The 23969-nt window shown below is 72.7% G+C and carries 19 protein-coding genes; 7 read left to right on the top strand and 12 right to left on the bottom strand.

Annotated features, from left to right (window positions below; genetic code table 11):
• Positions 1-57: 57 nt before the first annotated feature.
• On the bottom strand, positions 58-1926 hold the full coding sequence (recQ, locus tag DEJ19_RS03745) for a DNA helicase RecQ (RefSeq protein ID WP_111046692.1): 1869 nt from the start codon (positions 1924-1926) through the stop codon (positions 58-60).
• 9 nt (positions 1927-1935) lie between these two features.
• On the bottom strand, positions 1936-3084 hold the full coding sequence (locus DEJ19_RS03740) for a CPBP family intramembrane glutamic endopeptidase (protein WP_111234321.1): 1149 nt from the start codon (positions 3082-3084) through the stop codon (positions 1936-1938).
• 36 nt (positions 3085-3120) lie between these two features.
• On the opposite strand from DEJ19_RS03740, the gene DEJ19_RS03735 reads away from it, so the two are divergent.
• The gene (locus tag DEJ19_RS03735; RefSeq protein ID WP_111234322.1) at positions 3121-4044 is read left to right on the top strand and encodes an EamA family transporter; all 924 of its coding nucleotides are present in this window, start codon (positions 3121-3123) and stop codon (positions 4042-4044) included.
• Positions 4045-4197: 153 nt separating this feature from the next.
• Here the strand turns inward: DEJ19_RS03735 and DEJ19_RS03730 are convergent, their stop codons facing one another.
• Complete coding sequence (locus DEJ19_RS03730) at positions 4198-4659, bottom strand: GNAT family acetyltransferase (protein ID WP_111095513.1); 462 nt, start codon at positions 4657-4659, stop codon at positions 4198-4200.
• Positions 4660-4753: 94 nt separating this feature from the next.
• Between DEJ19_RS03730 and DEJ19_RS03725 the strand changes: the two genes are divergently transcribed.
• Both DEJ19_RS03725 and DEJ19_RS03720 read left to right on the top strand, forming a co-directional pair.
• Positions 4754-5563: a class E sortase gene (locus tag DEJ19_RS03725; protein WP_244993373.1), complete on the top strand. Its 810-nt coding sequence runs from the start codon at positions 4754-4756 to the stop codon at positions 5561-5563.
• On the top strand, positions 5560-5736 hold the full coding sequence (locus tag DEJ19_RS03720) for a hypothetical protein (RefSeq protein WP_156463787.1): 177 nt from the start codon (positions 5560-5562) through the stop codon (positions 5734-5736). Before DEJ19_RS03725 ends, DEJ19_RS03720 begins: the two co-directional genes overlap by 4 nt.
• A gap of 22 nt (positions 5737-5758) precedes the next feature.
• Here DEJ19_RS03720 and DEJ19_RS03715 read toward each other — a convergent pair whose 3' ends face one another.
• The 4 genes from DEJ19_RS03715 to DEJ19_RS03700 form a co-directional block, all read right to left on the bottom strand.
• Positions 5759-8755: an AAA family ATPase gene (locus DEJ19_RS03715; RefSeq protein WP_111234323.1), complete on the bottom strand. Its 2997-nt coding sequence runs from the start codon at positions 8753-8755 to the stop codon at positions 5759-5761.
• A complete protein-coding gene (locus tag DEJ19_RS03710) occupies positions 8755-9918 on the bottom strand; it encodes a metallophosphoesterase family protein (RefSeq protein WP_111234324.1) in 1164 nt (387 codons plus the stop codon). Before DEJ19_RS03710 ends, DEJ19_RS03715 begins: the two co-directional genes overlap by 1 nt.
• A 61-nt stretch (positions 9919-9979) precedes the next feature.
• The gene (locus DEJ19_RS03705; RefSeq protein WP_111234325.1) at positions 9980-11179 is read right to left on the bottom strand and encodes a S24/S26 family peptidase; all 1200 of its coding nucleotides are present in this window, start codon (positions 11177-11179) and stop codon (positions 9980-9982) included.
• Positions 11180-11247: 68 nt separating this feature from the next.
• On the bottom strand, positions 11248-11847 hold the full coding sequence (locus DEJ19_RS03700) for a M73 family metallopeptidase (RefSeq protein ID WP_110864334.1): 600 nt from the start codon (positions 11845-11847) through the stop codon (positions 11248-11250).
• Positions 11848-12141: 294 nt separating this feature from the next.
• On the opposite strand from DEJ19_RS03700, the gene DEJ19_RS03695 reads away from it, so the two are divergent.
• A complete protein-coding gene (locus DEJ19_RS03695) occupies positions 12142-12633 on the top strand; it encodes a MarR family winged helix-turn-helix transcriptional regulator (RefSeq protein WP_284176585.1) in 492 nt (163 codons plus the stop codon).
• A 36-nt stretch (positions 12634-12669) separates the two neighbouring features.
• On the top strand, positions 12670-13179 hold the full coding sequence (locus tag DEJ19_RS03690; RefSeq protein ID WP_111234327.1) for a mycothiol transferase: 510 nt from the start codon (positions 12670-12672) through the stop codon (positions 13177-13179).
• A 140-nt stretch (positions 13180-13319) separates the two neighbouring features.
• On the opposite strand, the gene DEJ19_RS03685 is transcribed toward DEJ19_RS03690, so the two are convergent.
• Together DEJ19_RS03685 and DEJ19_RS03680 are read right to left on the bottom strand one after the other, a co-directional pair.
• On the bottom strand, positions 13320-15431 hold the full coding sequence (locus DEJ19_RS03685; protein ID WP_111234328.1) for a DEAD/DEAH box helicase: 2112 nt from the start codon (positions 15429-15431) through the stop codon (positions 13320-13322).
• A 270-nt stretch (positions 15432-15701) separates the two neighbouring features.
• Positions 15702-16556 carry a polyphosphate kinase 2 family protein gene (locus tag DEJ19_RS03680; RefSeq protein WP_181441651.1) on the bottom strand — a complete coding sequence of 285 codons (855 nt, stop codon included), beginning with the start codon at positions 16554-16556 and terminating at the stop codon, positions 15702-15704.
• Positions 16557-16662: 106 nt separating this feature from the next.
• Between DEJ19_RS03680 and DEJ19_RS03675 the strand changes: the two genes are divergently transcribed.
• Both DEJ19_RS03675 and DEJ19_RS03670 read left to right on the top strand, forming a co-directional pair.
• Complete coding sequence (locus tag DEJ19_RS03675) at positions 16663-17679, top strand: alpha/beta hydrolase (RefSeq protein WP_111091869.1); 1017 nt, start codon at positions 16663-16665, stop codon at positions 17677-17679.
• 137 nt (positions 17680-17816) lie between these two features.
• Positions 17817-18113: a hypothetical protein gene (locus DEJ19_RS03670; RefSeq protein WP_111024960.1), complete on the top strand. Its 297-nt coding sequence runs from the start codon at positions 17817-17819 to the stop codon at positions 18111-18113.
• Here the strand turns inward: DEJ19_RS03670 and DEJ19_RS03665 are convergent.
• The 3 genes from DEJ19_RS03665 to yczR all read right to left on the bottom strand — a co-directional run bounded on the left by DEJ19_RS03665 (position 18110) and on the right by yczR (position 23931).
• Entirely contained in the window at positions 18110-21601 is a 3492-nt protein-coding gene (locus DEJ19_RS03665; RefSeq protein ID WP_111234329.1) for an efflux RND transporter permease subunit, read from the bottom strand. The genes DEJ19_RS03670 and DEJ19_RS03665 overlap by 4 nt on opposite strands.
• Positions 21602-21696: 95 nt before the next feature.
• Positions 21697-22371, bottom strand: a complete 675-nt coding sequence (locus DEJ19_RS03660; protein WP_181441652.1) for a DUF6518 family protein — start codon at positions 22369-22371, stop codon at positions 21697-21699.
• 108 nt (positions 22372-22479) lie between these two features.
• Positions 22480-23931 carry a MocR-like transcription factor YczR gene (gene yczR / locus DEJ19_RS03655; protein ID WP_258377501.1) on the bottom strand — a complete coding sequence of 484 codons (1452 nt, stop codon included), beginning with the start codon at positions 23929-23931 and terminating at the stop codon, positions 22480-22482.
• Positions 23932-23969: the final 38 nt, after the last annotated feature.

Raw genomic sequence — 23969 nt, 5'->3', positions numbered from 1 at the left:
TGTAATGAGGCGCGCGGAGGGCACATGCCCGGAACGGCATGCAGTGCTGGTCGAGGGTCAGTCGGCCGCGGCGACGACGTCGAGGACCGCGCGTCCGTACCGCTCGAGCTTCGCCGCGCCGACGCCGGAGATCTCGCCGAGCTGGTCGACGTCGGCAGGTCGGACGGCGGAGATCCCCCGGAGCGTCGCGTCGTTGAACACCACGTACGCGGGGACGCCCTGCTCGCGGGCTTCGGCGGCACGCCAGGCACGCAGGGCCTCGAACAGGCCGACGGCTTCCTGCGGCATGTCGGTGACGACCGTCCGTCGACTGCTGCGTCCGGCTCGCGGAGCCTTGACCGGGTCGCGACGCATCCGCACCTGCACCTTGCCGGTCAGGACCTCGGCGCTCGTGGGACTGAGGACGACCGTGCCGAAGCCGTCGCCCGACACCGCCGCGTAGCCCTGGGCCAGCACCTGTCGTGCGACCGCGCGCCACTCGCCCTCGGACAGGTCCGCGCCGATGCCGAAGGTCGCCAGGGTGTCGTGTTGGAGTTCCTGCACGCGGGGAGACCGCTTGCCGATCAGGATGTCGACGAGGTGCGAGACGCCGTACCGCTGGCGGCGCTCACGCTCGAGCCGCACGACGGTGGACAGCAGCTTCTGCGCGGGGACCGTACCGTCCCACGACTCCGGCGGCGCGATGCACGTGTCGCAGTTGCCGCACGCCGTGCTCTCCTGCCCGAAGTACGCGAGCAGCCGCACCCGGCGGCACTCGATCGTCTCGCACAGGCTGAGCATGGCGTCGAGGTGGGCGCTGAGCTGCCGACGGTGTGCGGCGTCGCCCTCGGACTGGTCGATCATCCGCCGCTGCTGCACGACGTCGTTCAGGCCGTACGCGAGCCAGGCGGTGGCCGGCAGCCCGTCACGACCCGCACGGCCGGTCTCCTGGTAGTAGCCCTCGACCGACTTCGGCAGGTCGAGGTGCGCCACGAACCGGACGTCGGGCTTGTCGATGCCCATGCCGAACGCGATCGTCGCCACCATGACGACGCCGTCCTCGCGCAGGAACGTCGACTGGTTGCGGGCACGCACCCGGGCGTCGAGACCCGCGTGGTACGGCAGGGCGTTGATCCCCTGCTCGGCCAGGGCGGACGCGGTGCGCTCGACGGAGTTGCGGGACAAGCAGTACACGATGCCCGCGTCGCCGCTGTGCTCCGTGCGGATGAAGGTGAGCAGCTGCTGCAGCGCGCCGGTCTTCGGTTCGATGCGGTACTGGATGTTCGGCCGGTCGAAGTCGGCGACGAAGTGCGCGGCGTCGTCGAGGCCGAGCCGTGCGGAGATCTCGCGGTGGGTCTGCGGGGTCGCGGTGGCGGTGAGGGCGATGCGCGGCACCGTCGGCCACCGCTCGTGCAGGACGCTCAGCTCGAGGTAGTCCGGGCGGAAGTCGTGCCCCCACTGGGCGACGCAGTGCGCTTCGTCGATGGCGAACAGCGAGACGCGCGCCCGGTCGAGGAGCGCACGGGTGGACTCGAGCCGGAGCCGCTCGGGAGCGAGGTAGAGCATGTCGACCTCGCCCTGCACCACGGCACGCTCGACCCGGGACCGTTCGTCGGGGCCCTGCGTGGAGTTGAGGAACGCGGCGCGCACGCCGTTCGCGGCCAGGGCGTCGACCTGGTCCTGCATGAGGGCGATGAGGGGCGACACCACGACCCCGACGCCGTCGCGGACGAGCGATGGCACCTGGTAGCAGAGGGACTTGCCGCCACCGGTCGGCATGAGCACCAGGGCGTCACCACCGGCCACCACCTGGTCGATGATGGCCGCCTGCTCGCCGCGGAAGTCGTCGTAGCCCCACACGCGGTGCAGCACGTCGAGCGCAGCGGCACGGGGTGCGGACACGGCAGCGGGAGCAGACACGGCAGCGGACGCGGGCGTGGTGCTCATGCCACGAGCCTACGGGCGACCGGCGACACCCACCGCACTGTCCACAGCACCGTCCGTGCCGGAGTCGGCACGGTGGTCGGAACCGGCCACGTCGCCGGCGCGGGCCGGCGTGGTCGCCCAGCCCGTGCCTCCCGGCCGGGTCCAGCGGACGCCGCCCGCCCAGGCCGGGGTCACACCGCGGAACCGGGGCGCCTCGTGCCCGGCGAACCGACGGTCCAGCCCCCGCCACCACGCCAGGAACTCGACCATGCCCCAGAACGCGAGCGACGTGACGAGGGTGACGAGCGTCCCCTGCCAGGTGCCGTTCGCGTCCGACGAGGTCAGGTCGATCCCGGACCAGCCGGGCGCCTGCAGCACGAAGATCATGATGTTGTTGAACGCGTGCTGCAGGACCGTGGCCTCGAGCCCGCCGGTCCGGAGGACGATGATCGCCGCGATCAGACCGAACGAGCCGACGTCGAGGATGCCCCAGACGTTGTAGCCGTTCGGGATGTGCAGCACCGCGAAGACGACCGTCGAGACCGCCACGGCGATGATCGTGCCGACGCGACGCGGGATCCACGACGCGACGGTCTGCATGAGGAAACCGCGGAAGATGTACTCCTCGGCAGCGCCCTGGAACGGGACGAGCAGGACGACGAGGACGATCGTGAGGGTGAGGGTGCCGAGGGAGACCGTCGACTGGCCGATGGCGTCGTGGTTCCAGGCGAAGCCGCCGTCGGTCGTGATCATCCCGCCGTCCCAGAACAGGCCGGTCTGGACGACGAACATGACCGCGGCGATGACGAGCGTCGGCAGCAGGCACCACGCCGTCCAGGCCCACCGGACCCGGAACCGCGTGGACGACAGGATGCCGGCCGGTCCGATCCGCGCGATCTTGACGGCGAGCAGGATGCCCGGCAGCAGGACCACGAGCGACACCAGCGACAGCGACAGGATCAGCGGGTCGGTGGGGTCGAGCGCGCCACCGGCCAGGTCGTTCTGCAGGTCGATCAGGGCTTGCGGCCCCTGCGTTGCGCCGATCGGCACGAAGTACGCGACCGCGATGACGATCTGCGACACGAGGTACCACCCCGCCAGGAACGCGAGGGCGACGAGCGGCCGCCACCACCTCCACCGTCCGTCGATCCGGGGCAGGCGCTGGTAGGGAACACTCACGCACCGCAGGGTACCGGGCCGGGCAGGATGGGAGCCGTGCTCACCGTCCTGTTCGGCCTGTCCGGCGCGATCGTCTACGGGTTCGCCGACTTCCTGGGCGGACTCGCCTCGCGCCGGGTCCGCCCGGTCGTCGTCACGGCGGTGGCCGCCGCGATCGGGATCCTGCCGCTGCTCGTCGGACTGGTGGTCCTCGGCGGCGTGTTCTCGTGGCCGGCCGCGGTCTGGGGTGCAGTGGCCGGGCTCTCCGGCGGCGTCGGGGTGCTGCTGCTCTACGCGGCACTCGCGATCGGGCCGATGAGCGTGCTCTCCCCCGTCACCGCCGTGTTCGCGGCCCTCGTGCCGGTGCTCGTCGCGGTGTTCCGCGGCACCGTGCTGTCACCCGTGGCGACCGGCGCGCTCGTGGTCGCGGTCGTCGCGGTGGTCCTGGTCGCGGTGGTCCGGGACGCGTCGGGCGCGCGGCTCACCGCCCGGGGCGTGCTCGCCGCCGCCGTCGCCGGGTGCGGCTTCGGCGGGATCGTGCTGGCCTACGACATGACGCCGTCCGACTCCGGCATCGCGCCCCTCGTGGTCGCGCGGGTGCTGCAGGCGGTGCTGCTGGGTGCGGCGGCGCTCGTCGTCGTGCTCCGGACGGGAGGCCCGGTGTCCGCCCCGACGTCGGCCCGCCCCGACGGGGCTGCCGCCGTCCGCGGGCCTCGGTCGGGTCGTGCATGGGGTCCGCGGCTGCTGGTCATCGTGGCCGTGTGTGGCGTCTTCGACGCGATGGCGAACGTGTTCATCCAGGCGGGGCTGCACAGCAGCGACGACCCGGCGACCCTGCCCGTCGTGAGTGTGCTCAACGCGCTCTACCCGATCGGCACGGTGGTGCTGGCCGGGGTGGTGCTGCGGGAACGGTTGACCGCGCAGCAGTGGGTCGGCATCGTGCTGGCGTTCGTCGCATCGGTGGCGCTGGCGTTGGCGTAGCGGGGCCGGGCAGGGCCGGCACGGGGCCGGGCACGGTGCCGAGTCGTTCGAACCGTGCGAGGTTGACCGCCCGGTGCGGACTTGCAGCACCGCACCGAGCCGCCAACGCCGCACCGGATGAGCGAACCCGCACGGTGCGACGGGCGGGAGCGGTCAGGCGTCGGGGATGAGGCGCTTGCCGAGCGAGACCGTGCGGTCGTCGGTGTAACCGAGGGACGCGTAGAACCCGAGCACCTGCTCGTTGCCGGCACGCACCTGCAGGTTGAGCTTCGGGCAGCCGAGGTCGGTCAGGAGCCGCTCGAACTCGGCCATCAGGGTGCGACCGAGGCCGGAGCCCTGCAGGTCGGGGCGCACGGCGAGGTAGTTCACCCAGCCGCGGTGCCCGTCGAAGCCGGCCATGCCCGCGGCGACGACGCCGGTGTCGGTGTCGTCGGTACCGGTACCGGTGCCGGCGGCCTGGGGCTCGGCGACCAGGAAGAGCTCGGGCTGGACGGTCAGCTTGCGGGCGATGTCACGTCGGGGGTCGTTCCAGGGTCGGACGAGGCCGCACGTTTCCCACAGGGCGACGACCGCGTCGGTGTCCTCGGTGCGGAAGGGGCGGATCCGGTACTCCATGCCCCCACGTTAACGGGGGTGGGGAGAACGTCGTCACCGGCCTGTCGCCGTGATCTGATAGACCTGTCCGACCACCCAGCCGATCAGGAGCCCCGTGACCGCACACGACACCCTCCCGTCGCGCCGCAGCGCACGGGACGACGAAGCCGGTTCGCGGTCCCGGCGTTCCCCGCGCAGACGGCAGACGGTCGGCGGTGCGATCGTGTCGCTCATCGCCGAGTTGCTCATCATCGCGGGCGCCGGCACCGGCCTGTACGTCGTGTGGACGGCGTGGTGGACCGACGTGGTCGCCGTGAACGAGCAGACGAAGCTCGTGCAGGGCCTCGACCAGGTCAAGACCCCGAAGGTCGAGGGCACCGAGCACCGCGGCACCGCACCCGTGCTGGACGAACCGCCGGGGTTGTCGGACGTCTTCGGCACGATGCAGATCCCCCGGTTCGGCAAGGACTACAACCGGCCGATCGGCGAGGGCACGGATCGTGAGAAGGTCCTCAACACCATCGGGCTCGGCCACTACCAGGACACCGCGATGCCCGGCGCACCCGGCAACTTCGCCGTCGCCGGACACCGGGTCACCTACGGCAAGCCCCTCAACCAGATCGCGGAGCTCAAGAAGGGCGACTCGGTCGTGGTCCGGGTCACCGACGCGAAGACGAAGTTCGACGTCTGGTACGTCTACAAGGTTACCGACAGCCAGATCGTGACGCCCGACAAGATCGAGACGATCGCGCCGGTGCCGAACAAGCCCGGTGTGGAACCGACCCCCCAGGACCGATGGCTCACGCTGACTGCCTGCCACCCGATGTGGTCGGCGGCGGAGCGGTTCGTGACGCACGCGAAGCTCGACTACTGGATGCCCGCGTCCGAGGGCACCCCGAAGGAACTCTCGGAGACCGCCAAGTGATCTTCCCCCTGGTCTGGCGGCTGCTGCCCGGCCCCACCGCCCTGAAGGTGCTCGAGCTGCTCGTGCTCCTCGTCGCCATCGTGTTCGTGCTGTTCCAGTGGGTGTTCCCGTGGATCGCGGCGGACATCCTGCCGCCGCCGGACGGCACGGTGGAGTCGACGCCGACCCCGTAGCGTCAGGTCGGGTCGGGTCAGGTCAGACCGTGGTCGTCACCTGCGACCCACCGGCCGGGGTGCGTCGCACCGCGATCCGCTCCGGGATCCGCTGCTTGAGTTCCTCGACGTGGCTGACGATCCCGACCTGTCGCCCGCCCGCGGTCAGTCGCGACAGCTGCCCGATGACGTCGTCGAGGGTCTCGGGGTCGAGCGTGCCGAACCCCTCGTCGACGAACAGCGTGCCGAGCGAGACCCCGCCGGCCTCGGCCTGCACGACGTCGGCCAGGCCGAGCGCCAGGCACAGCGACACGGTGAACGTCTCGCCGCCGGACAGGCTGCGGGGATCACGGACGGTGTCGGTCGTGTGGTCGTGCACGGCGAGGGCGAGCCCCGTCCGTCGCGCCCGTGACCCGGATTCCCGTTCATCGGAGGTCTCGAGGGTGAACCGCCCGGCGAGCATGCCGCGCAACCGGTCGTTCGCCGCCGCCACGACGTCCTCGAAGCGCCGCATGAGCACGTAGGTGCCGAGCGTGATGCCGGTCGGGTTGACCGATGCCACCCCGTTCGCGACGTCGGCGAGCCGGACGACCGCGCGGCTGCGGGCCGAGGTCTCCTGTCGCGCACGGACGGTGCGGTCGACCTCGGTCGCACACTGCTCGACGGCTTCGGCACGGTGGGCAGCGGTGACCGCGAGCCGGGTGGCCTCGTCGAGTTCGACCGTTGCGCGGACCCGTTCGGCCTGGGCCGCCGGTACGTCGAGCTGCCCCGGATCGTCGTCGGCGGCCTGCACCACCGCGGGGTCGTCGAGCCCTGCCTGCAGGACGGCGCGTTCGGCCTCGGCTGCGCTGATGCTGCTGCGGAACCGTGCGACGGTGTCGGGGTCGAGCAGGCCGGCTCGTGCGGCGTCGACGTCGGGGAACCCCTGCTCGTCGAGGACCCGGGCGACCTCGGCGCTGCGCTCGGCGCGGGCGCGGGCTGCGGCAGTCGCGCGGTCGTCGGCCTCGGCGACGGCGCGGAGCACCGTCAGCCGTCCGTCGAGCCCGTCGACCACGGCGTGGAGCGTCACCGGCGAGCTGTCGCTGCCGTGGTCGCTGTCGAGCAGTGCTGCGAGCCGGTCGATCGCCTCGTGCACGGATCGCAGGTCGGCGTCGAGCCGCTCGGCGTCGGAGGCCGCGGTCGACGCGAGCACCGTGCGCCGGGCGTCGAGGTCGTTCCGCTCACGCTCGAGCGCCCGCGTCGCGGTGTCGTGCGCCGTCCGCTCGCGCTCGTGCTCCAGCACCAGCGCCGCGGCGTCGTGCGCCGCTCGGACCCGCTCGTCGGCGGCCACCGCCATGGCGTCGAGGGCGACCGTGTCGACGGCGCCGACGACGTCGGTCAGTCGGAGGTGCTCGGCGCGCTCGACGGCCAGGTCGGCCGCGGCGTCGGCGAGCTGCTGGTCGGCCGTACGCGTGGCGTCACCCGCTGACTCCACCGCCTGGATCGTCGGGTGGTCGTCCTGTGGCGCGGCCACCGACGGGTGCGCCGTCGATCCGCACACCGGGCAGGGGTCGCCGGGGGTCAGCGCGGCACCGAGCTCTCCGGCGAGTCCGGCGATCCGCCGCTCGCGCAGGGAGCGTTCGGCGTCGAGCGCCTCGGTGGCCCGACGGCGGGCATCGGCCACGATGCGTTCGGCACCGGCGACCCGCTGTTCGGCGCGGTCGCGGGCGGCCAGGTCAGCGCGGAGCGACTGCACCCGGGCGACCTCGTGCGCGGCGGCGTCGGCGTCGGCAGCGGTCGTCGAGGCGGTGCGGGCGGCCTCGACGATCCGGGCTCGTTCCGTCGGCCGGGCCTCGAGCGCGGTGTCGAGGGCGGCGAGGTCGTCGGTGAGGCGCGATGCGGTCGCGGTGGCCCCGGCGATGGCGGTGCGCCTGGTGTCTGCCTCGGCCTCGACCGCGACGAGGTGCCGGACGTCGGACAGGGCGTCGGTCAGCGAGTCGCGGCGCCGGGCGACCTGCTGTGCGTCGACGGCCCCGAGTGCGTGCTGCTCGCGCAGTCGGGCGGCTGCCGCGGCGGTGTCGTCAGCCCGGACGGTCGCGGCGTCGAGGCCGTCGGCCACCGCGGCGACCCGGGCTGCGCGCTCGGCCGTCGCGACCGCGGCCCGTGCCTGCTCGATCGCCGGGGCGTCGTCGTCGAGGAGCGCCTGTCGCCGCAGCAGCCCCGCTCGCCGCTCCAGGGCGGCCGCACGGGCCGTCACCGATCGTTCGTGTTCGGTCGCCGCCGTCGCAGCGGCAGCCGCAGCCGTCCGGGCCGCCCCGGCGGCGTCGGCCGTCGCGCGGAGGGACGCCACCGTGCCGGGGACGACGGACTCGTCGGCGTCAGCGAGGTCGGCCGCCTGCGCGAACCGGGCCAGGGCCTCGCGGACGCGGTCGTCGGCCCCCTCGACCTCGGCCTGCACGGCTCGGCGGCGAGCGGCGAGCTCGTCGGCGGTGCGGTCGTAGACCTGGGTGCCGAACAGCGACTGCAGGAGCTTCCGGCGGTCTTCCCCCGGGGAGCGGAGGAACCGTGCGAACTCGCCCTGCGGCAGCACCACGGTCTGCAGGAACTGCGCGCGGTCGAGCCCGACGATCCGGGCGATCTCGACCCCGACCTCGGGGATGCGGGACGACATGGGTTCGCCGGCGACGTCGGTCGGCGCGGCGAGCCGGAACAGCTGCACCGACGCCTGCTGCTTCACCGTGCCGGTCCCCCGCTGCTTCGGGCGGTCGTACTGCGGGGTGCGCCGGACCCGGTACGTGCCAGCACCGGTCTCGAACACGAGCTCGACGAACGGTTCGACCGCGGGGTCGGCGTGCTGGCTGTGCAGCCGGTCGGAGCTGGCGTCGGATCCGGCGAGTCCGCCGTACAGGGCGAACACGACGGCGTCGATGATCGTCGACTTGCCGGAACCAGTCGGCCCCTCGAGCAGGAAGACCCCGGACGCGGCCAGCGCCGCGAAGTCGATGGTCACGAGGTCGGGGTAGGGCCCGATGGCGCGCAGATCGAGTCGGTGCAGGTACATCAGCGGTCCCCCTCACGCTGCAGGGCGAGCACCGCGGCCTCGTACGCCTCGGTCAGCACCGCCCGTTCGTCGCCGTCGGGCAGCCCGCCGGTGGCGAAGGCCACGAAGTCGCCGGCGACCTCGACCGGGTCGGACGTCGCGGTGACGGCCCGCGCGGCGGTGGCGGCCGGCCGGTCCGCCGGTTCGTGCGTGATCGCCAGGGCGTGCGGGAAGTGGTCCTTCACGCGGGCGTACATGCGTTCCGGGTGCACGGTGTCGGTCACCGCGACGCGGACCCAGGCGTCGGCATCGGCCCGGTGTTCCCCGGACTCGATGGCGTCGATGCTGCCCCGCACGTCGACGAGCCGCCGCGGCACCGGGGTCGGTACGAGCTCGACGGTGACGGCACCCGCCGCGTCGAGGTCGGCGATGGTCACGGACTTCCGCTGGTGCCGCTCGCCGAACGAGAACGCCAGCGGCGACCCGGCGTACCGGATCCGGCCGTCGTCGCCGACGCGCTGCGGGCCGTGCAGGTGCCCGAGGGCGACGTAGTCGAACCCGTCGAACACCGACTCGGCCACGCGGTCGACCCCGCCGACGCGGATGTCCTGCTCGCTGTCGCTCGGGTCGGCACCGCCGACGAAGGCGTGCGCGACGACGACGCTGCGGGTGTCGGCCCGCGTCGCGAGGTCGGCGCGGATCCGTTCGGTGGCGGCGTGCACGACGGCGTGGTGTGAGCGAGCGAGGGGTTCGTCGGGGACCGCCGCCAGGGCGTACCGCGTGAGGTCGGGGTGCAGGTACGGGATGCCGTACACGGCCACCGGGCCGTCGTCGTCGGGCACGAGCACCGGATCGGCCACGTGGGCGGGCTCGGCGAGGATGCGGACGCGCTGCCCCATCACGCCGGCACCGAAGCCGAGCCGCGCGGCGGAGTCGTGGTTGCCCGGGGTGAGCACCACCGTCGTGGTCTCGGCGAGGCGCTCCAGCACGCGGGAGAGCATGCGGACGGCGTCCACCGGCGGGATCGCACGGTCGTAGACGTCGCCGGCGATGACGACGAGGTCGACCGCGCGCTCGCGGGCGAGGTCGACGAGCCAGTCGGTGAAGGCTGCCTGGTGCTCGAGCAGGTCGGCACCCAGCAGTGTGCGGCCGAGGTGCCAGTCGCCGGTGTGCAGGATGCGCATGCGGCCACGGTAACGCCGGCCGGGGACATCTCCGGACACCTCGCGGTGCCCTGTGGAGGACTCAGGCGGTCGCGCAGCTGGCGGACGCCAGGCCCAGCACCGAGACGACCCGGACCCTGACCGTCGGTGTGCTCGTCGCGGTCCAGTTGTTGCCGAGGTTCGTGCGGAGGTGCAGCGTGTAGGTGGTGCCGAGGTTCAGGAGTCCGGCGCCCCCGTACGTCATCGAACGGGCCCCGGCAGTCGTCGTGCTGGCCACCTGTGTCGTCCCGTTCATCAGGTCGAACGACACCGGCACGGTCGCGCCGTTGTCGTAGGTCCAGGCGATCGTCACCGTGTTCGACCCGGCCGGAGCGCAGGTCAGGGTGGGGACACCGGTCGCCGTGCCCGCCGTGAAGGCCGCGGTCGGGGCGACGGTGGTCCGTGACCACGGGGCCGCTTCCGCCGCTCCGGGCAGCAGGACGCCGGTGGCCGCCGCGAGCGCGAGTACCGCGGCGCCCCCACCGAGGCGGCGCAGCCGCCGCCTGCGACGGACTCGTCGACGCAGCGCGCGACGGGTGAGGACGGTGGGCGCGGCGGTCGGGAGGCCCGTGGCGGCGCCGTCCCGCGCCTCCAGGCCGACGTCGGCACCGTCTGCAGGACCGGCAGCGGCGTCCGGGCCAGCCCCGTCGTCCGGACGACCGGCTGCGCCGTCGGTGTCGTCGTCGGCCTCGACGAGCCTCCGGAGCGACCCGTCGATCGTGCAGAGCGCGAGCACCGCGGTCAGGCCGAGCGCGAGCATCGCGATCAGGCCCCACTCCCCCGCGCTGATCCACCGGATCGGGGTCCCGATGAACGGGATGCGCAGGAAGGCGATGCCGTGCACGGCGGAGCGCTCGATCGGGGTGGAGTCCTGCTGCGGGTTGGCGTCGCCCTTCGTGACCATGGTGCCGCCGGGGCCGTCCTCGACGTAGCGGTGCATGCGCAGGTGGTCCGCCTGGTCGGGGTCGTCGGCCAGCAGCACCTTGCCCGTCGCGATCTCGCCCGAGCCGACCGGACGCGAGACGACCACGTCACCGGGGACGATCCGCGGCTCCATCGAACCGGTCATCACGGTGGTCGGCTGCCAGCCGATGAGCGCCGGCGCGGCCGCCCAGAGCGCGAGGCCGAGCAGCGTCGCGACCACGCCCCGGGCGAGGGTGGCGACGACGACGCGCCCCCAGTCGACGGCGTCACGGACCGCTGCGTGCGGTGCGGGACCACCGTGCACTGCGATGCTGCTCATGACTGCCTTCGACCGGGGGCGCGTTGCGGGGAGGGAACGGACGGGGCTGGTTCGGCCCCGGTCCCGGCTCAGCTGTTCTGGGCCTCCCAGGTGAAGCCGAGGGCTGCGGTGCCGCCCTGCACGGTGTTCGGGGCGGTGCTCGAGACCGTGTAGGTGACGCGGTAGACGCGCGTCTCGGACGCGGTGCCGGTCGGGGCCCAGGTGCCGACACCGGTCGCGTAGTTGGTCGAGGCGGCGCCGAAGCCCGCGACGGTGCCGCTGTAGAGCGAGCCGCCGGTGGCGGCCGGGGTGAAGCCGGAGCAGGAGCCGAAGCCGCCGCCGGTGCCCTGCTCGACGGTCAGGTTGACGTTCGCAGCCAGGTCCTTCGTGGTCGAGACGTTCGTGCCGTAGAGCTTCACGGCCGAGGGCAGCGAACCGGTCGAGGTCACCGCGATGCAGTTCGCACCGGTCGAGCCGGGCTTCAGGTTGTTCGCCGTGAACAGCGCGGTGTTGTTGTCGTCGTCGGACAGGGCGACACTGCCGGCCGTCCAGTTGTTCGTCGGGTTGACGGTGGTCGAGGAGAACGCCGCGTACGAGGCCGTCGAGACGACGACCCCCGAGGCGACGAGGGCAGCGGGGATGGCGATCCAGGCGGCGAGGCGGGCAGCACGAGGCGTGACACGAGACATGGTTGGACTCCGTGAGGAAGAGATCTGATCGGTGGTTCGGACGGGCCCGCGGTGGTTGGTCGCGCTACGTGCCGAGGTGGTACGAGCATCAAGCTACTTGGCCCTCGAGCAGCTCTCAATACCTGGGATGCCCCCATTGATGGGGGTGTCTTGACGAGTGAGTTACTTGTTGACTGAAGTTCCACCCCTGCACCCGAGAAGAGCCCCCATGACGGACACCGACCCGGTCGTCCTCCCCCGCACGCACCCGCCGTCCCCGCGGCGCGCGTCGCCCCCACCACCCCGCCGGCACCGATGTCGCCCGACGTCACCGCGACGGACCCCGTCACCGTCGACACGGATCCCGACGCCGACCTGCCGCGACTGCTCACCGCCTTCCGCGTGCTCCAGATGCAGCACGCCCGCGTCCTGCACCACGAGAGCACGGTCCGCGCACTGAACGCCACGGATACCCGGTTCGTGTTCTTCCTCAGCGCCGCCGGCGGCCACGGCGTCACCCCGAAGCAGGCCGGCGAGTACCTCGAGCTCAGCACCGGCGCGATGACGTCGCTGATCGACCGGCTCGAGAAGCACGGACACCTGGAGCGTCGCCCGAACCCCGAGGACCGCCGGAGCGTGCTCCTGCACCTCACGCCGTCGGGCACGGCGGTCGCCCGCGAGGTCGGCGCCGTCTACTCCGACGCGTTCCGGCAGGTCGTCGCACCGTCCGACCGCGCCGTGGTCGCCGCCGCGTTCGAGGGGCTCGGTGCCGCCCTGGAGCGCCACCACCGCAGCGCCGCCGTGTGACAGCCGGTGTCACGGCCCGCGCGTAGCGTGAGCGCCATGACCCCCTCTGAACTCCTCACCGAAGCGTTCTCCCGCGTCCCCGAGACGGTCGAGCGGGCCGTCGACGGGCTCTCCGAAGACCAGCTCGCGGCACGACCGGCCGCCGGGGCGAACACCCTCGCGTGGCTCACGTGGCACATCGCCCGCGGCCAGGACGTGCAGATCGCCGACCTCGCCGGCTCCGAGCAGGTCTGGACGGCGGACGGCTGGTACGACCGGTTCGGGCTGCCGTTCCCGGCCGAGGCGCTCGGCTACGGCATGTCCCGCGACGACGTCGGGCGGGTTCGGGCCTCTGCCGAGCTGCTCACCGGGTACCTGCGTGCGGTGCACGAGCGCACCGTCGCGTACCTCGGCACGCTCGGCCCGGACGACCTCGATCCCGTCGTCGACGACGCGTGGGACCCGCCCGTCACGGCTGGCGCGCGACTCGTGAGCATCCTGGACGACTGCACGCAGCACGCCGGACAGGCGGGCTTCGTGCGCGGGCTGCTGTTCTTCAACCGCTGAGCGCGCGGGGCGCGCGCTCGCTTCGTGAGCAGGAATGGTCGGGTCCGACGTCGCGACCCGACCCTTGGTGCTCACCATGTGACGGACGGGAGGCCCGGTACCAGCTGGTACCGGGCCTCCCGTCCGTCGTGTGGTCGCGACTAGCGCGCGGCGAGCTCCGACACGATGCCGTCACCGGGTGCGGCCTGCACCAGGTCCGCCTCGATCTCGGCGCGCTCGAGGATGCCCTCGATCTTGCGGATGCGGCCGCGCGGGACGATCGTGACGACCGTGCCCTCCTTGCCGGCACGACCCGTGCGGCCGGAGCGGTGCATGTACGCCTTGTAGTCGTCCGGGGCGTCCGCCTGCACGACGAGCGAGACGTCGTCGACGTGGATGCCGCGGGCGGCGACGTCGGTGGCGACGAGCACGTTCACCCGGCCGCTGGTGAGCAGCTGCAGGTTGCGCGTGCGGCGCGACTGGTTCAGGTCACCGTGGAGCGAGGTCGCTCGGATGCCGGCGTCCTCGAACTGGTCGGCCAGTCTCTCGGCGTAGGCGCGGGTCCGGGCGAAGACGATGGTCTTGCCGTCGCCGGCGACCAGCTCCTCGAGGAGACGGTCCTTCTCGCGCTGCTCGACCACGAGGACACGGTGGTCGATGGTCGAGGACGCCTGGTCCTCACCCGCGACCTCGTGCACGCTCGGCTCGTGCAGGAACTGCTCGACGAGCGCCGCGACCTGGGTGTCGAGCGTCGCACTGAACAGCAGCTTCTGTGCGCGGTTGCCCTGCGGGGTGACCTCGGCCGTGGCGGAGAGGATCTCCTGCACCGGCTCGAGGAACCCGAGGTCGCACATGTGGTCGGCCTCGTCGAGCACGGAGATGATGACCTCGCTGAGGTCGAGCTTCCCCTTGTTCATGAGGTCCTGCACACGGCCGGGGGTGCCGACGATGATGTCGACGCCGCGCTCGAGCGCGCCCTCCTGACGGCCGTAGGGCACGCCGCCGTAGATCTGCGTCGTGAACAGGCCGACCGAGCGGGCGATCGGCTGCACCGTGCGGTCGATCTGCAGGGCGAGCTCACGGGTCGGCGCGAGGATGAGCGCACGCGGGGCGCGGCCCATCTTGCGCTTGGTGCCGCCGCCGTGCTCCATGAGCTTCTCGACCAGCGGCGCACCGAAGGCGATGGTCTTGCCGGAGCCGGTGCGGCCACGGCCGAGGACGTCCTTGCCGGCGAGCACGTCGGGGATCGTCGCCGCCTGGATCGGGAACGGGCTCGAGGCACCGAGCTCCTGCAGGGCGCGGGAGATGTTGCCGCCGATGCCCAGGTCGCCGAAGGTCACGCCCTCGACGTCGGCCGCGATGGTGGCCTCGGCCTGGAGCTTCTCGAGCTTGACGTCGTCGGCGGGCACGAACTTGCCGCGCTCGGGCTCGTCGAACGAGCGGCGCGGGGTGCGGTCGCTGCGGTCGTCGCGGTCGAACTTGCGCGGGGCGCGGTCGTCACGGTCGAAGCTACGACGGGGACGGTCGTCGTTGTCACGACGGGGCGCACGGTCGTCGCGGTTGAACGAACGAGGAGCGCGGTCGTCGCGGTCGAACTTGCGCGGAGCGCGGTCATCACGGTCGAAGCTGCGACGGGGACTGGGCCCCTGCGCGCCGGTACCGGCGCGACGCGGAGCCTGCGAAGCGTCGGGACGGCCGTGCGAGTAGGGAGCGTCGTTGTCCCGACGGGGCGCACGGTCGTCACGGTCGAACGAACGACGCGGGCGGTCGTCGTTGTCACGACGCGGCGCACGGTCGTCACGGTCGAACGAACGACGCGGGCGGTCGTCGTTGTCCCGACGCGGGGCACGGTCATCGCGGTTGAAGCTGCGGGGCGCGCGGTCGTCGCGGTCGAAGCGACGCGGGGCGCGGTCGTCACGGTCGAAGCGACGGGGCCGGTCGTCGTTGTCACGACGGGGCGCACGGTCATCACGATCGAAGCGACGCGGGGCACGGTCGTCACGGTTGAAGCCGCGACCACCACGGTCGTCGCGGTCGGGTCGACGCTGGCCGCCACTGTCACGCGGCTCCCAGTTCGGACGGGCCGGACGCTCGCCCTGCGACGCGCGACCGCGACGCTCCTCGGCGTCCCAGCGCTGCTTCTGGCGCGGCTGCGAGGAGTCGGCGGCGCGGAACCCACGGTGCTTGCTGCTGCGGGCGGCGGGGGTGCCGTTCGGGTGGCGGACGCGGTCGGAGGCGCGGTTGTCCGCGCCGCCCTTGTTGTACGGGGCCATGGCTGCTTTCTCGGGTGCGCAACGTACCGCAGCGCCCGACAGCGACATCGGCGGGGGCTGCTTGCGGAGAGGGGGTTCATCCCGTCGCGAGTCGACGTGATTCCAGCCCTCGAGCAACACACACCCAGCAGAATTTCCGTGATCACAATGTCACGACGTCGAAGGCCGACCGAGCGAGTCTACGCGAGCCGGTGCCTTGACGCCAGCCCCACCCGGTCCGGCGGCGGCGTGCCGGGCGCAGGACGGGCCTCCAGGCCGGTGGACGCGCGCTCAGGACTCCGCGAGCCGACGACGCTGCTCGGCGACGTCGAAGTCCGCTTTCGGCCAGGACAGGTGCATGTCCTCCAGCGCCCGGAGCAGGAGCTGCTGCACGGCGAGGCGGGCGTACCACTTGCGGTTCGCGGGGACGACGTACCAGGGCGCCTGCGGGGTCGACGTGCGGTCGAGGGCGATCTGGTACGCCTGCTGGTAGCGGTCCCAGAGCAGGCGGTCGTCGATGTCGCCCGGGTTGAACTTCCAGTGCTTGTCGGGGCGGTCGAGCCGGTCGCCGAGACGCTCGCGCTGCTCGTCCTTCGAGATGTGCAGCATCACCTTGACGATGGTCGTGCCGGAGGCGGCGAGGCCGTCCTCGAACGCGGTGATCGCGCCGTACCGGCGTTCGATCTCGTCCGGTGCGGCGAGCCCGCGGACGCGCTGGGCGAGCACGTCCTCGTAGTGCGAGCGGTCGAACACGCCGAGCTGCCCGGCTGCCGGCAGCTGCTTCTCGATGCGCCAGAGGAAGTCGTGCTCGCGCTCCTCGGCCGTCGGGGCCTTGAAGCCGGCGTAGTGCACGCCGTTCGGGTCGACCGCACCGACGACGTGCGAGACGATGCCGCCCTTCCCCGCCGTGTCCATCGCCTGCAGCACGAGCAGCACCCGGCGCTCGTCCCCGGCGGTCGATGCCGCGTACAGGCGCTCCTGCAGGGCGGCGAGGCGGGAGGCACCGGCGGCGAGGGCCTCGAGTCCGTCGATCTTGCGGCCGGGGAAGCCCGGGGTGCCTTCGGGGTCCACCTGGTCCAGGCGGAACCCGGGTTCGACGCGGAGCAGTGGTTCGGGATCGGCGTTCCAGGCCTTGCGACTGCTCACGGGTCCTCCTGCGGTGCTCCGGTCGGCGGCTGCCGTGCTCATCCTCGCACTGCCGTCCTCCGCTCGGGTGACGTGGGCGGTCGCCGGGGCGGCTAGCGTGGACGTGATGAAGTCCGGCCGCCGCTCAGTGCTCGCGCTCGTCGCCGCGGTCGTGGCGCTCGGCGCGATGGCGTCCTGCAGCACGGACCCGGTCGGCGACGAGAACGCCACCGTGACCGCGGACAGCGTCATCTACCCGCTGTCGCTGCGGTACCACGGCATCGACGTGGTGGCCGACGTGCCCTACGGCACCGACCCGCTGCAGCGCCTCGACGTGTGCCTGCCCGCCGACAGCGACCCCGCGACGACGGCGACGCCCACTGCGACGCCGTCCGCCTCGGCCACCGCCGACCCGGATGCCGAAGCGGTCGAGGCCACCACCGGACGCCCGGCGGTCCTGATGATCCACGGCGGCAGCTGGTCGCACGGCGACAAGGCGACGGCCGCGTACCGGTCCGTGTGCAAGTACCTGGCGTCCGAGGGCTTCGTGACGTTCAACGTCGACTACCGCCTGGCCCCGACCGATCCGTTCCCGGCCGGGCTCGACGACGTCCGCCGTGCGCTCGACTACGTGTTCCGTCCCGCGACGCTCGAGACCTACGACGTCGACTCCCAGCGCGTGGGCGTGTTCGGCGGGAGCGCCGGTGGCAACCTCGCCGCGATGCTCGCCGTCACCGACCACGACTCCGCCGCGTACGCCGACGGCGACCGGATCCGTGCCGTGGTCGACCTGAGCGGGCCGACGAACCTGACCACCCGGTCCACCGAGCCCGACGGGGTGTCCGCGGCCTTCCAGCGCAAGCAGCTGCTCTACCTCGGGTGCCGGTCGTACGCCAGGTGTCCGGCGGCCACGCGGGCGTCGCCGGAGTTCCACGTCACCTCGGACACCGCGCCGTTCTTCATCGGACACTCCACCGACGAGTTCATCCCGATGTGGGAGTCACAGGAGTTCGCCGCGACGCTCCGGTCCCACGACGTCCCGGTGACGTTCGTGGCGGTCGAGGGTACGGCGCACTCGATCGCCCAGCTCGACGAGGCGATGAGCCGCCGGGTGGTCACGTTCCTGCGGACGCAGCTGGGCTGACCGCGGGCGGCCGACCGGCGGCCGGCTGGGGCTGCCGGCTGCCGGCTGCCGTCGCAGGAGACCGACCGCGTGCCCCGGCTGGGTGCCACCCGGAGTCGGGACTGCCGCTGCCGACCCCCTGGCCGCAGACTTCGGGGGTGACCGACACCTCGACCCGCCCTGCCCGCGCCGCTGCGACCCGCTGGGACCGCCCTGCGCTGCAGACGTTCGGGGAGCTGCTGCTCGGGCTGTCGTTCGTCGCCGCGGTGTCGTTCGGCGGGTACGCCTCGGTCACCGGACAGCTGGCCGTCGTGTCACAGGTCGCCGCCGTGGTGTTCCTCGTGACGCTGACCCTCGTGCTGGTGTCCTGGTTCCGGGCCGTCGAGCGCGAGGAGCGGACCGAGCGCGTCGTCGTCTCGCCCCTCGCCGCCATCGACGCCGAGTACCGCCGCTAGGCAGCGCTGCCGGAACGCGCCGCTCGTCGCCGCTGTCGTTCCTGCCGGAGTTCCACGCGTTCCTGGCGTCGCTCGGCGCGCGCCTGCTTCCGGGTCTTGCCCGCGGCGATCCGGTCGTCGTTGCGCTCGCGAGCCCGCTCGACCACGAAGTACAGCGCCGGCAGCACCACGAGCGTCAGCAGCGTCGAGGACACCAGGCCACCGATCACGACCAGCGCCAGCGGCTGCGAGATGAAGCCGGACTTGCCGGTCAGCCCGATCGCCATCGGCAGCAGCGCGAAGATGGTCGCCATCGCCGTCATCAGGATCGGACGGAGGCGTCGTGTGGCGCCCTCGATCAACGCCTCGCGCACCCGCAACCCGCGCCGTCGGTACTGGTTGACGAGGTCGATGAGCACGATCGCGTTCGTCACGACGATGCCGACGAGCATGAGCAGACCGATCAGCGACGCGACACCGATCGGGACGCCCGACGCGATCTGCAGCAGGATCGCGCCCGTCGCCGCGAACGGCACCGACACGAGCAGCAGCAGCGGCTGGAGCAGGCTCCGGAACGTCGCGACCATGATCACGTAGACGATCAGCACGGCGACCAGCACCGCGAGCCCGAGCTGCGAGAACGCCGACGACTGGCTGGCGGCGACGCCACCGATCGAGGCGGTCGCACCCTTCGGCAGGTCGAGCTCGTCGACGGCGGTCGTGACGGACTGCACGGCCGCACCGAGGTTCGTGGCGTCCGGCGTCACGGTGATCGTGGCGGTACGGGCCGCGTTCGTCGTGGTGACGGTGGTGGGGCCCTCGGACTCCTCGACCGTGGCGACGTCGGACAGCGGGACCGTGCCGGTACTCGTCGGCACGTCGAGTGCACGGAGCGCGGCGATGGTGGTCGGCGGCTCCGGGTCGGCGATGTAGACGTCGAGCGTCGCGTCGTCGATCTCGATGCTGCCGGTGTCCCGCGGCGAGACCGCGGCCGCGACGAGGCCACCCACCTGGGTCTCGGTGAGTCCGAGTGACGCTGCCTCCTGGCGGTCGACCCGGACGGCGAGGAACGGTTCTGCCGCGGACAGGTTGCTCGTGGCGCCCGTGGTGTCCGGGACCGACTGCATGGTCTTCAGCACCTGGCGCGACGCCGTCTCGAGCTGCGACTGGGTCGGCGCGGTCACGTCGACCTCGATGTCGCTGCTGCCACCGAACCCGCCGCCGGAGGACGCGATGGTGACCTCGCCGACGTCCTTGATCTTCCCGATCGACTTCCGCGCGTCGGCCTGGATCGTGGGCTGGTCGGCCTCGGCGTCGGTCGTGACGGCGTACTGCACCGAGGCGCTGCCGCCCCCGCCGAACGCCGCCTGGATCGACTGGCCGCTCGTGCCGATGGTGGTCTGCACGGTCTCGACGCCGTCGACGTCCTGCAGAGCCCGCTCGACCTTGCGTGCGGACTCGGACTGGACGGCGAGGCTCGAACCGGCCTTCAGGTCCTGCGTGACCGTGAACGTGTTCTGCCCCGAGTCGCCGAGGTAGTTCGTGGTGACGAACGGCAGCGTGGCGACCGTTCCGCCGAGCACGATCACGGCGAGCAGGATGACGACGACCGGCTTGCGGACGACCCACCGGAGCACCGGCAGGTAGACGCGGCGCAGACGGTCGACCCGGCCGGTGTCGTGCAGGTCCGCGGCGGAGGCGAGCGCACCCTCCGAGCGGTCGCCCTCGTGCGCGCGCTCGGCATCGATCGCCGACGGTGTGGCTTCCGCGTCCGTGGGTGCTTCCGCTGCCGCTGCCGGCGCCGCGTCGCCCGGCTTCGCCTTCGGCGGGCGCAGCCACCAGTACGCCAGCACCGGCACGATGGTGAGCGAGACGAACAGCGACGCGACGAGCGCCAGGGTGACCGTCACGGCGAACGGTCGGAACAGCTCCCCCACGAGTTCTGCGACGAAGGCGACCGGCAGGAACACTGCGACGGTCGTCAGGGTCGAGGCGGTGACCGCTCCGGCGACCTCGCGAACAGCGTCCCGCACGGCCTGGCCGCGGTCGACACCGGGGAGCATGTGCCGCTTGATGTTCTCGATGACGACGATGGAGTCGTCGACCACGCGGCCGATCGCGATCGTGAGGGCCGCCAGCGTGATGATGTTGAGCGTGTACCCGGCGGCGCGCATGCCGATCGCGGCGAGGAGCACCGACGTCGGGATCGAGATCGCGGTGACGAGCGTGGAGCGCCACGAGAGCAGGAACACCAGGATGACGAGCACCGCGAAGGCGAGCCCGAGCAGGCCTTCCTCAGCCAGGGAGTCGATGGACTGCTGGATGTAGGGCGCCTGGTCGAAGACGACGGTGAAGCGGGGGTCGCCCTCGATCTTGTCCTCGATGCCGGGCAGGGCGTCGCGGACGGTGTTCGAGACGTCGACGGTGTTGGCTTCCTGCGTCTTCGTGATCGAGATCGTCAGGGCCTGCTGCCCGTCCACGCGGCTGATGGAGGTGCGCGGCGACTCGGTGATGGCGACCTTCGCGACGTCGCCCAGGGTGGTGTCGGTCGGCGCGGCCGCGGTCGTCGACCCGCCCGTCGCGGTGTCACCGGTGGGAGCGGTGCCGGTCGCACCCGTGCCGGTCGCGCCCGTGCCGGTCCCGGTCGCACCGGCGCCGGTCGCCCCCGTGCCGGTCGCACCCGCGGCCGTGCCGTCACCGGACGAGGCTGTCCCGTCGGCACCGGCGGCACCCGACCCGGTCCCGTCCGAACTCGACGAGCCCGACGAACTCGACGAGCTCGTCAGCGGCAGCGCGCGGATGTCCTTGAGCGAAGCGATCCGCTCGCCCGTCTGCACCGACAGGGTCGAGCCGTCCTCGGTGATCGTGCCGCCGGGGATCAGGGTGCCGTTGTCGTCGAGCGCATCCGAGATCGCCGTCTGGCTGAGGCCGCGGGCGGCGAGCTCGTCCTGGTCCGGCGTGATGACGACGCGACGACCCGGGTTGCCGAAGACGTCCGCCTGCCGCACGCCGTCGAGCTTCTCGAGGTCGGGGATCGCCGAGGCCTGCAGCCGGTCGACGAGCTGTTCCTGGTTGCCGGACGCCGAGACGGCGACCTGCAGCACCGGCAGGTCGTCGAAGGACCCGGTGACGATCTGCGTCTGCACCGAGTCGGGCAGCGACAGCGCGTTCACCGCGGTCTGGATCTTGTCCTCGGCGCTGGCCAGGTTCGATCCGTACTGGAACGACGCCGACACGACGCTCTGCCCGGTCGACGAGGTCGCGCTGGTCGACTCGAGGTCCGGGACGACCTGGATCGCCTGTTCGATCTTGGTCGAGACGTCGTTCGACACGACCTCTGGCGTGGCTCCGGGGTAGGCGCTGACGATCGCGACCTGCGGGAACTCGACGCTCGGGATCAGCTCCTGCTTGAGGCTCGAGAGCGCGATGCCGCCGAAGACCGCGACCACGATCGTGACGAGCGCGATGAGGGCCCGGTTGCGCAGGCTGAAGACCGAGAGGAGGTGCACGTCATCGATCCTCGCAGGACCGACCGACGAACGTTCGGCTGGCAGCCAGAACCCGCCGTCGGATCAGGACGGAGCGGCGAGGACCCGCCGACGGATCAGAACCCGCCGAGCAACAGGTACGCCCCGAGCACCGCCACCGTGCCGACCACCCCGGTGCCGAGCGCCACCACGCGCGCGACGGGTGAGCGGGTGCCGAGGACCCCGATGCCGAGGAGGAGCACGCCGACGACGATCTCGACGGCCCAGGTGACGTGCCCCGTCGTCGCGGCGACCTGCAACAGCCCGCGGATCCCCTCGCCGACGAGCACCGCGGCCGTCACACCGAACGCCCCCGCGCGCCACCGGGCGTCGCGGGACCGCACCGCCACGGCGACCGCTCCGGCCAGCAGCCCGGCCGGCACCCCGAGCAGCACCCAGGGGTTCGTGATCGACAGCACGTCGGGGAACCCGCGCAGGACCGTCGTGGCCCAGTACCCGACGTGCATGAGCTCGAGGAGCACGACGCCGAGCACCATCGCCAGCGGCAGGGCGACCCGGCCCCCTCGTGCTCCGGCCACCAGGCACAGCAGCGCGGCGACGAGGAACCACGGCCCGGCCGAGTTCGACACGGAGGCGAGCGGGGGCACGGCCTGCCCGAACGAGGTCAGGACGCCCGCCAGGAACGCCCCGCTCAGCGCGATGGTGACCCGCACCACGGCGGGGACCGCCGCGGGCGGCTCGACGGGCGTCGGCACAGCGGAGCGGGTTCCGGCGGACAGGGTCGCGTTCATGGCACCAGCCTCGCCGGACCCCGCCGACGCCGCATCACCCCGAGGAGCGAGAACCCCCGACCCGACCTCACCCCAGAGGATGACGCCGAGCCCCGGACGACGCACCGCTCAGACCACCGCCGCCAACGACCCCCGCACGCCGCTCGCCTCGCCGCCCACCCGTTCCCACGACCGCGACAGCACGTCCACCAACCGCCCCCGATCGGCCGGGGCCATCGTGAACGGCACCCGCAGGAACCGTTCGAACCCGCCGTCCGGCCCGAACACCCCGCCCGAGGCGAGCACCACACCCTCGGCCCGCGCGGCGAGCACGAGCGCGCTCGACACCGGCCGGCCGAGCCCCACCCACGTCGTCAACCCGCCGGCCGGCGCCGGGACGTCCCACTCCGGGAGCCGCGCCCGGAGCGCCCCCACGACCGCGTCGCGACCTTCGCGCAGGGACGCACGCCGCGCCTCCAGGAAGGCCGCCGTGCGCGGGACCAGCTCGCGCACGACCAGCTGGTCGAGCACGGGGGTGCCGAGGTCGCCCGTGGGGCGGGCGAGCAGCAGCCGCTGCAGCAGCGCCGGGTCGGCACGGATCCAGCCGATCCGCAGGCCGCCCCAGAAGACCTTGGCGGCGGAACCGATCATCACGACCGACGACCCCGACGGGTCCGACGCCGCCAACGGCGGCGACGGTTCCCCGTCGATCCGGAGCTCCCCCATCGTCTCGTCGGCGATCACGACCGTGCCGACCGAGGACGCGACCGACAGCAGGAGCCGGCGGGTCGATGCGGACATGGTCGCACCGGTCGGGTTGTGGAGCTCGGGCATGACGTACGCGACGGAGGGCGCGGTGCGACGCAGCGTCGTCTCGAGCGCGGCGGCGTCCCACCCCGTCCGCGCGTCGACGGGGACGCCGACCAGGCGGCCGCCGGCCTCGCGGAAGGCCTCGTGCGCGTGCGGGTAGGTCGGGGACTCGACGAGCACGGCGTCGCCACGGCGGACGAGCACGCGGGCGAGCAGGGCGATCGCGTGCTGCGCGCCGAGGGTGACGATGACCTGGGCGGGCTCCGTCGGCAGTCCGCGCTCGGTGTAGCGCGCGGCGATCGCGGCGCGCAGGCCGGGGTCGCCGACGGTGTCGTAGCCGATCCCGGCGAGCGCCGCGGGCACGTGCCGGACCGCCCGCTCGACCGCCTCGTCGATGCCGGGGGCCGCGTGCAGGGCCGCCTTGCGCAGGTCGAGCAGGTCCCCCTCGACGACTCCGCCCAGGCGTTCGGGGTCGGGCCGGCCGACCAGGTCGCGGGGCAGGTGGACCACGCTGCCGGAGCCACGGACGGACACCAGGAACCCGTCGGAGCGCAGGCGGGCGTAGGCGTTCGCGACGGTGGTGCGCGAGACGCCGAGGGCTGCCGCCAGTCCGCGCTCGGCCGGCAGCCGGACGCCCTGGGCGACCCGTCCGTCGATGACGAGGACCCGGAGGGCATCGGCGAGCGCCTCGTAGGCCGGGGCGTCGGTCCCGGCGCGCCAGTCGGTCAGCAGGTGAGAGGCGGCGCGGGCACTGATCAGGACAGGGGGCACAGGTCCACGGTAGCGCGATTGGCTCTCGACCAGCAGGC

It is taken from the genome of Curtobacterium sp. MCSS17_016, from assembly GCF_003234255.2.
Lineage (GTDB): Bacteria > Actinomycetota > Actinomycetes > Actinomycetales > Microbacteriaceae > Curtobacterium > Curtobacterium flaccumfaciens.
The sequence above is the reverse complement of the archived record's forward strand: the minus strand, read 5'-3'. Positions and strand labels throughout refer to the sequence as shown.

Excerpts from the sequence above, each read along its gene's own strand:
- DEJ19_RS03730 (WP_111095513.1), bottom strand. The coding sequence starts at position 4,659 with ATGGAGTACCGGATCCGCCCCTTCCGCACCGAGGACACCGACGCGGTC.
- DEJ19_RS03685 (WP_111234328.1), bottom strand. The coding sequence starts at position 15,431 with ATGGCCCCGTACAACAAGGGCGGCGCGGACAACCGCGCCTCCGACCGC.
- DEJ19_RS03705 (WP_111234325.1), bottom strand. The coding sequence starts at position 11,179 with ATGAGCAGCATCGCAGTGCACGGTGGTCCCGCACCGCACGCAGCGGTC.
- DEJ19_RS03700 (WP_110864334.1), bottom strand. The coding sequence starts at position 11,847 with ATGTCTCGTGTCACGCCTCGTGCTGCCCGCCTCGCCGCCTGGATCGCC.
- DEJ19_RS03710 (WP_111234324.1), bottom strand. The coding sequence starts at position 9,918 with ATGCGCATCCTGCACACCGGCGACTGGCACCTCGGCCGCACACTGCTG.
- DEJ19_RS03690 (WP_111234327.1), top strand. The coding sequence starts at position 12,670 with ATGACCCCCTCTGAACTCCTCACCGAAGCGTTCTCCCGCGTCCCCGAG.
- DEJ19_RS03660 (WP_181441652.1), bottom strand. The coding sequence starts at position 22,371 with ATGAACGCGACCCTGTCCGCCGGAACCCGCTCCGCTGTGCCGACGCCC.
- DEJ19_RS03675 (WP_111091869.1), top strand. The coding sequence starts at position 16,663 with ATGAAGTCCGGCCGCCGCTCAGTGCTCGCGCTCGTCGCCGCGGTCGTG.
- DEJ19_RS03695 (WP_284176585.1), top strand. The coding sequence starts at position 12,142 with ATGTCGCCCGACGTCACCGCGACGGACCCCGTCACCGTCGACACGGAT.
- recQ (WP_111046692.1), bottom strand. The coding sequence starts at position 1,926 with ATGAGCACCACGCCCGCGTCCGCTGCCGTGTCTGCTCCCGCTGCCGTG.
- DEJ19_RS03715 (WP_111234323.1), bottom strand. The coding sequence starts at position 8,755 with ATGTACCTGCACCGACTCGATCTGCGCGCCATCGGGCCCTACCCCGAC.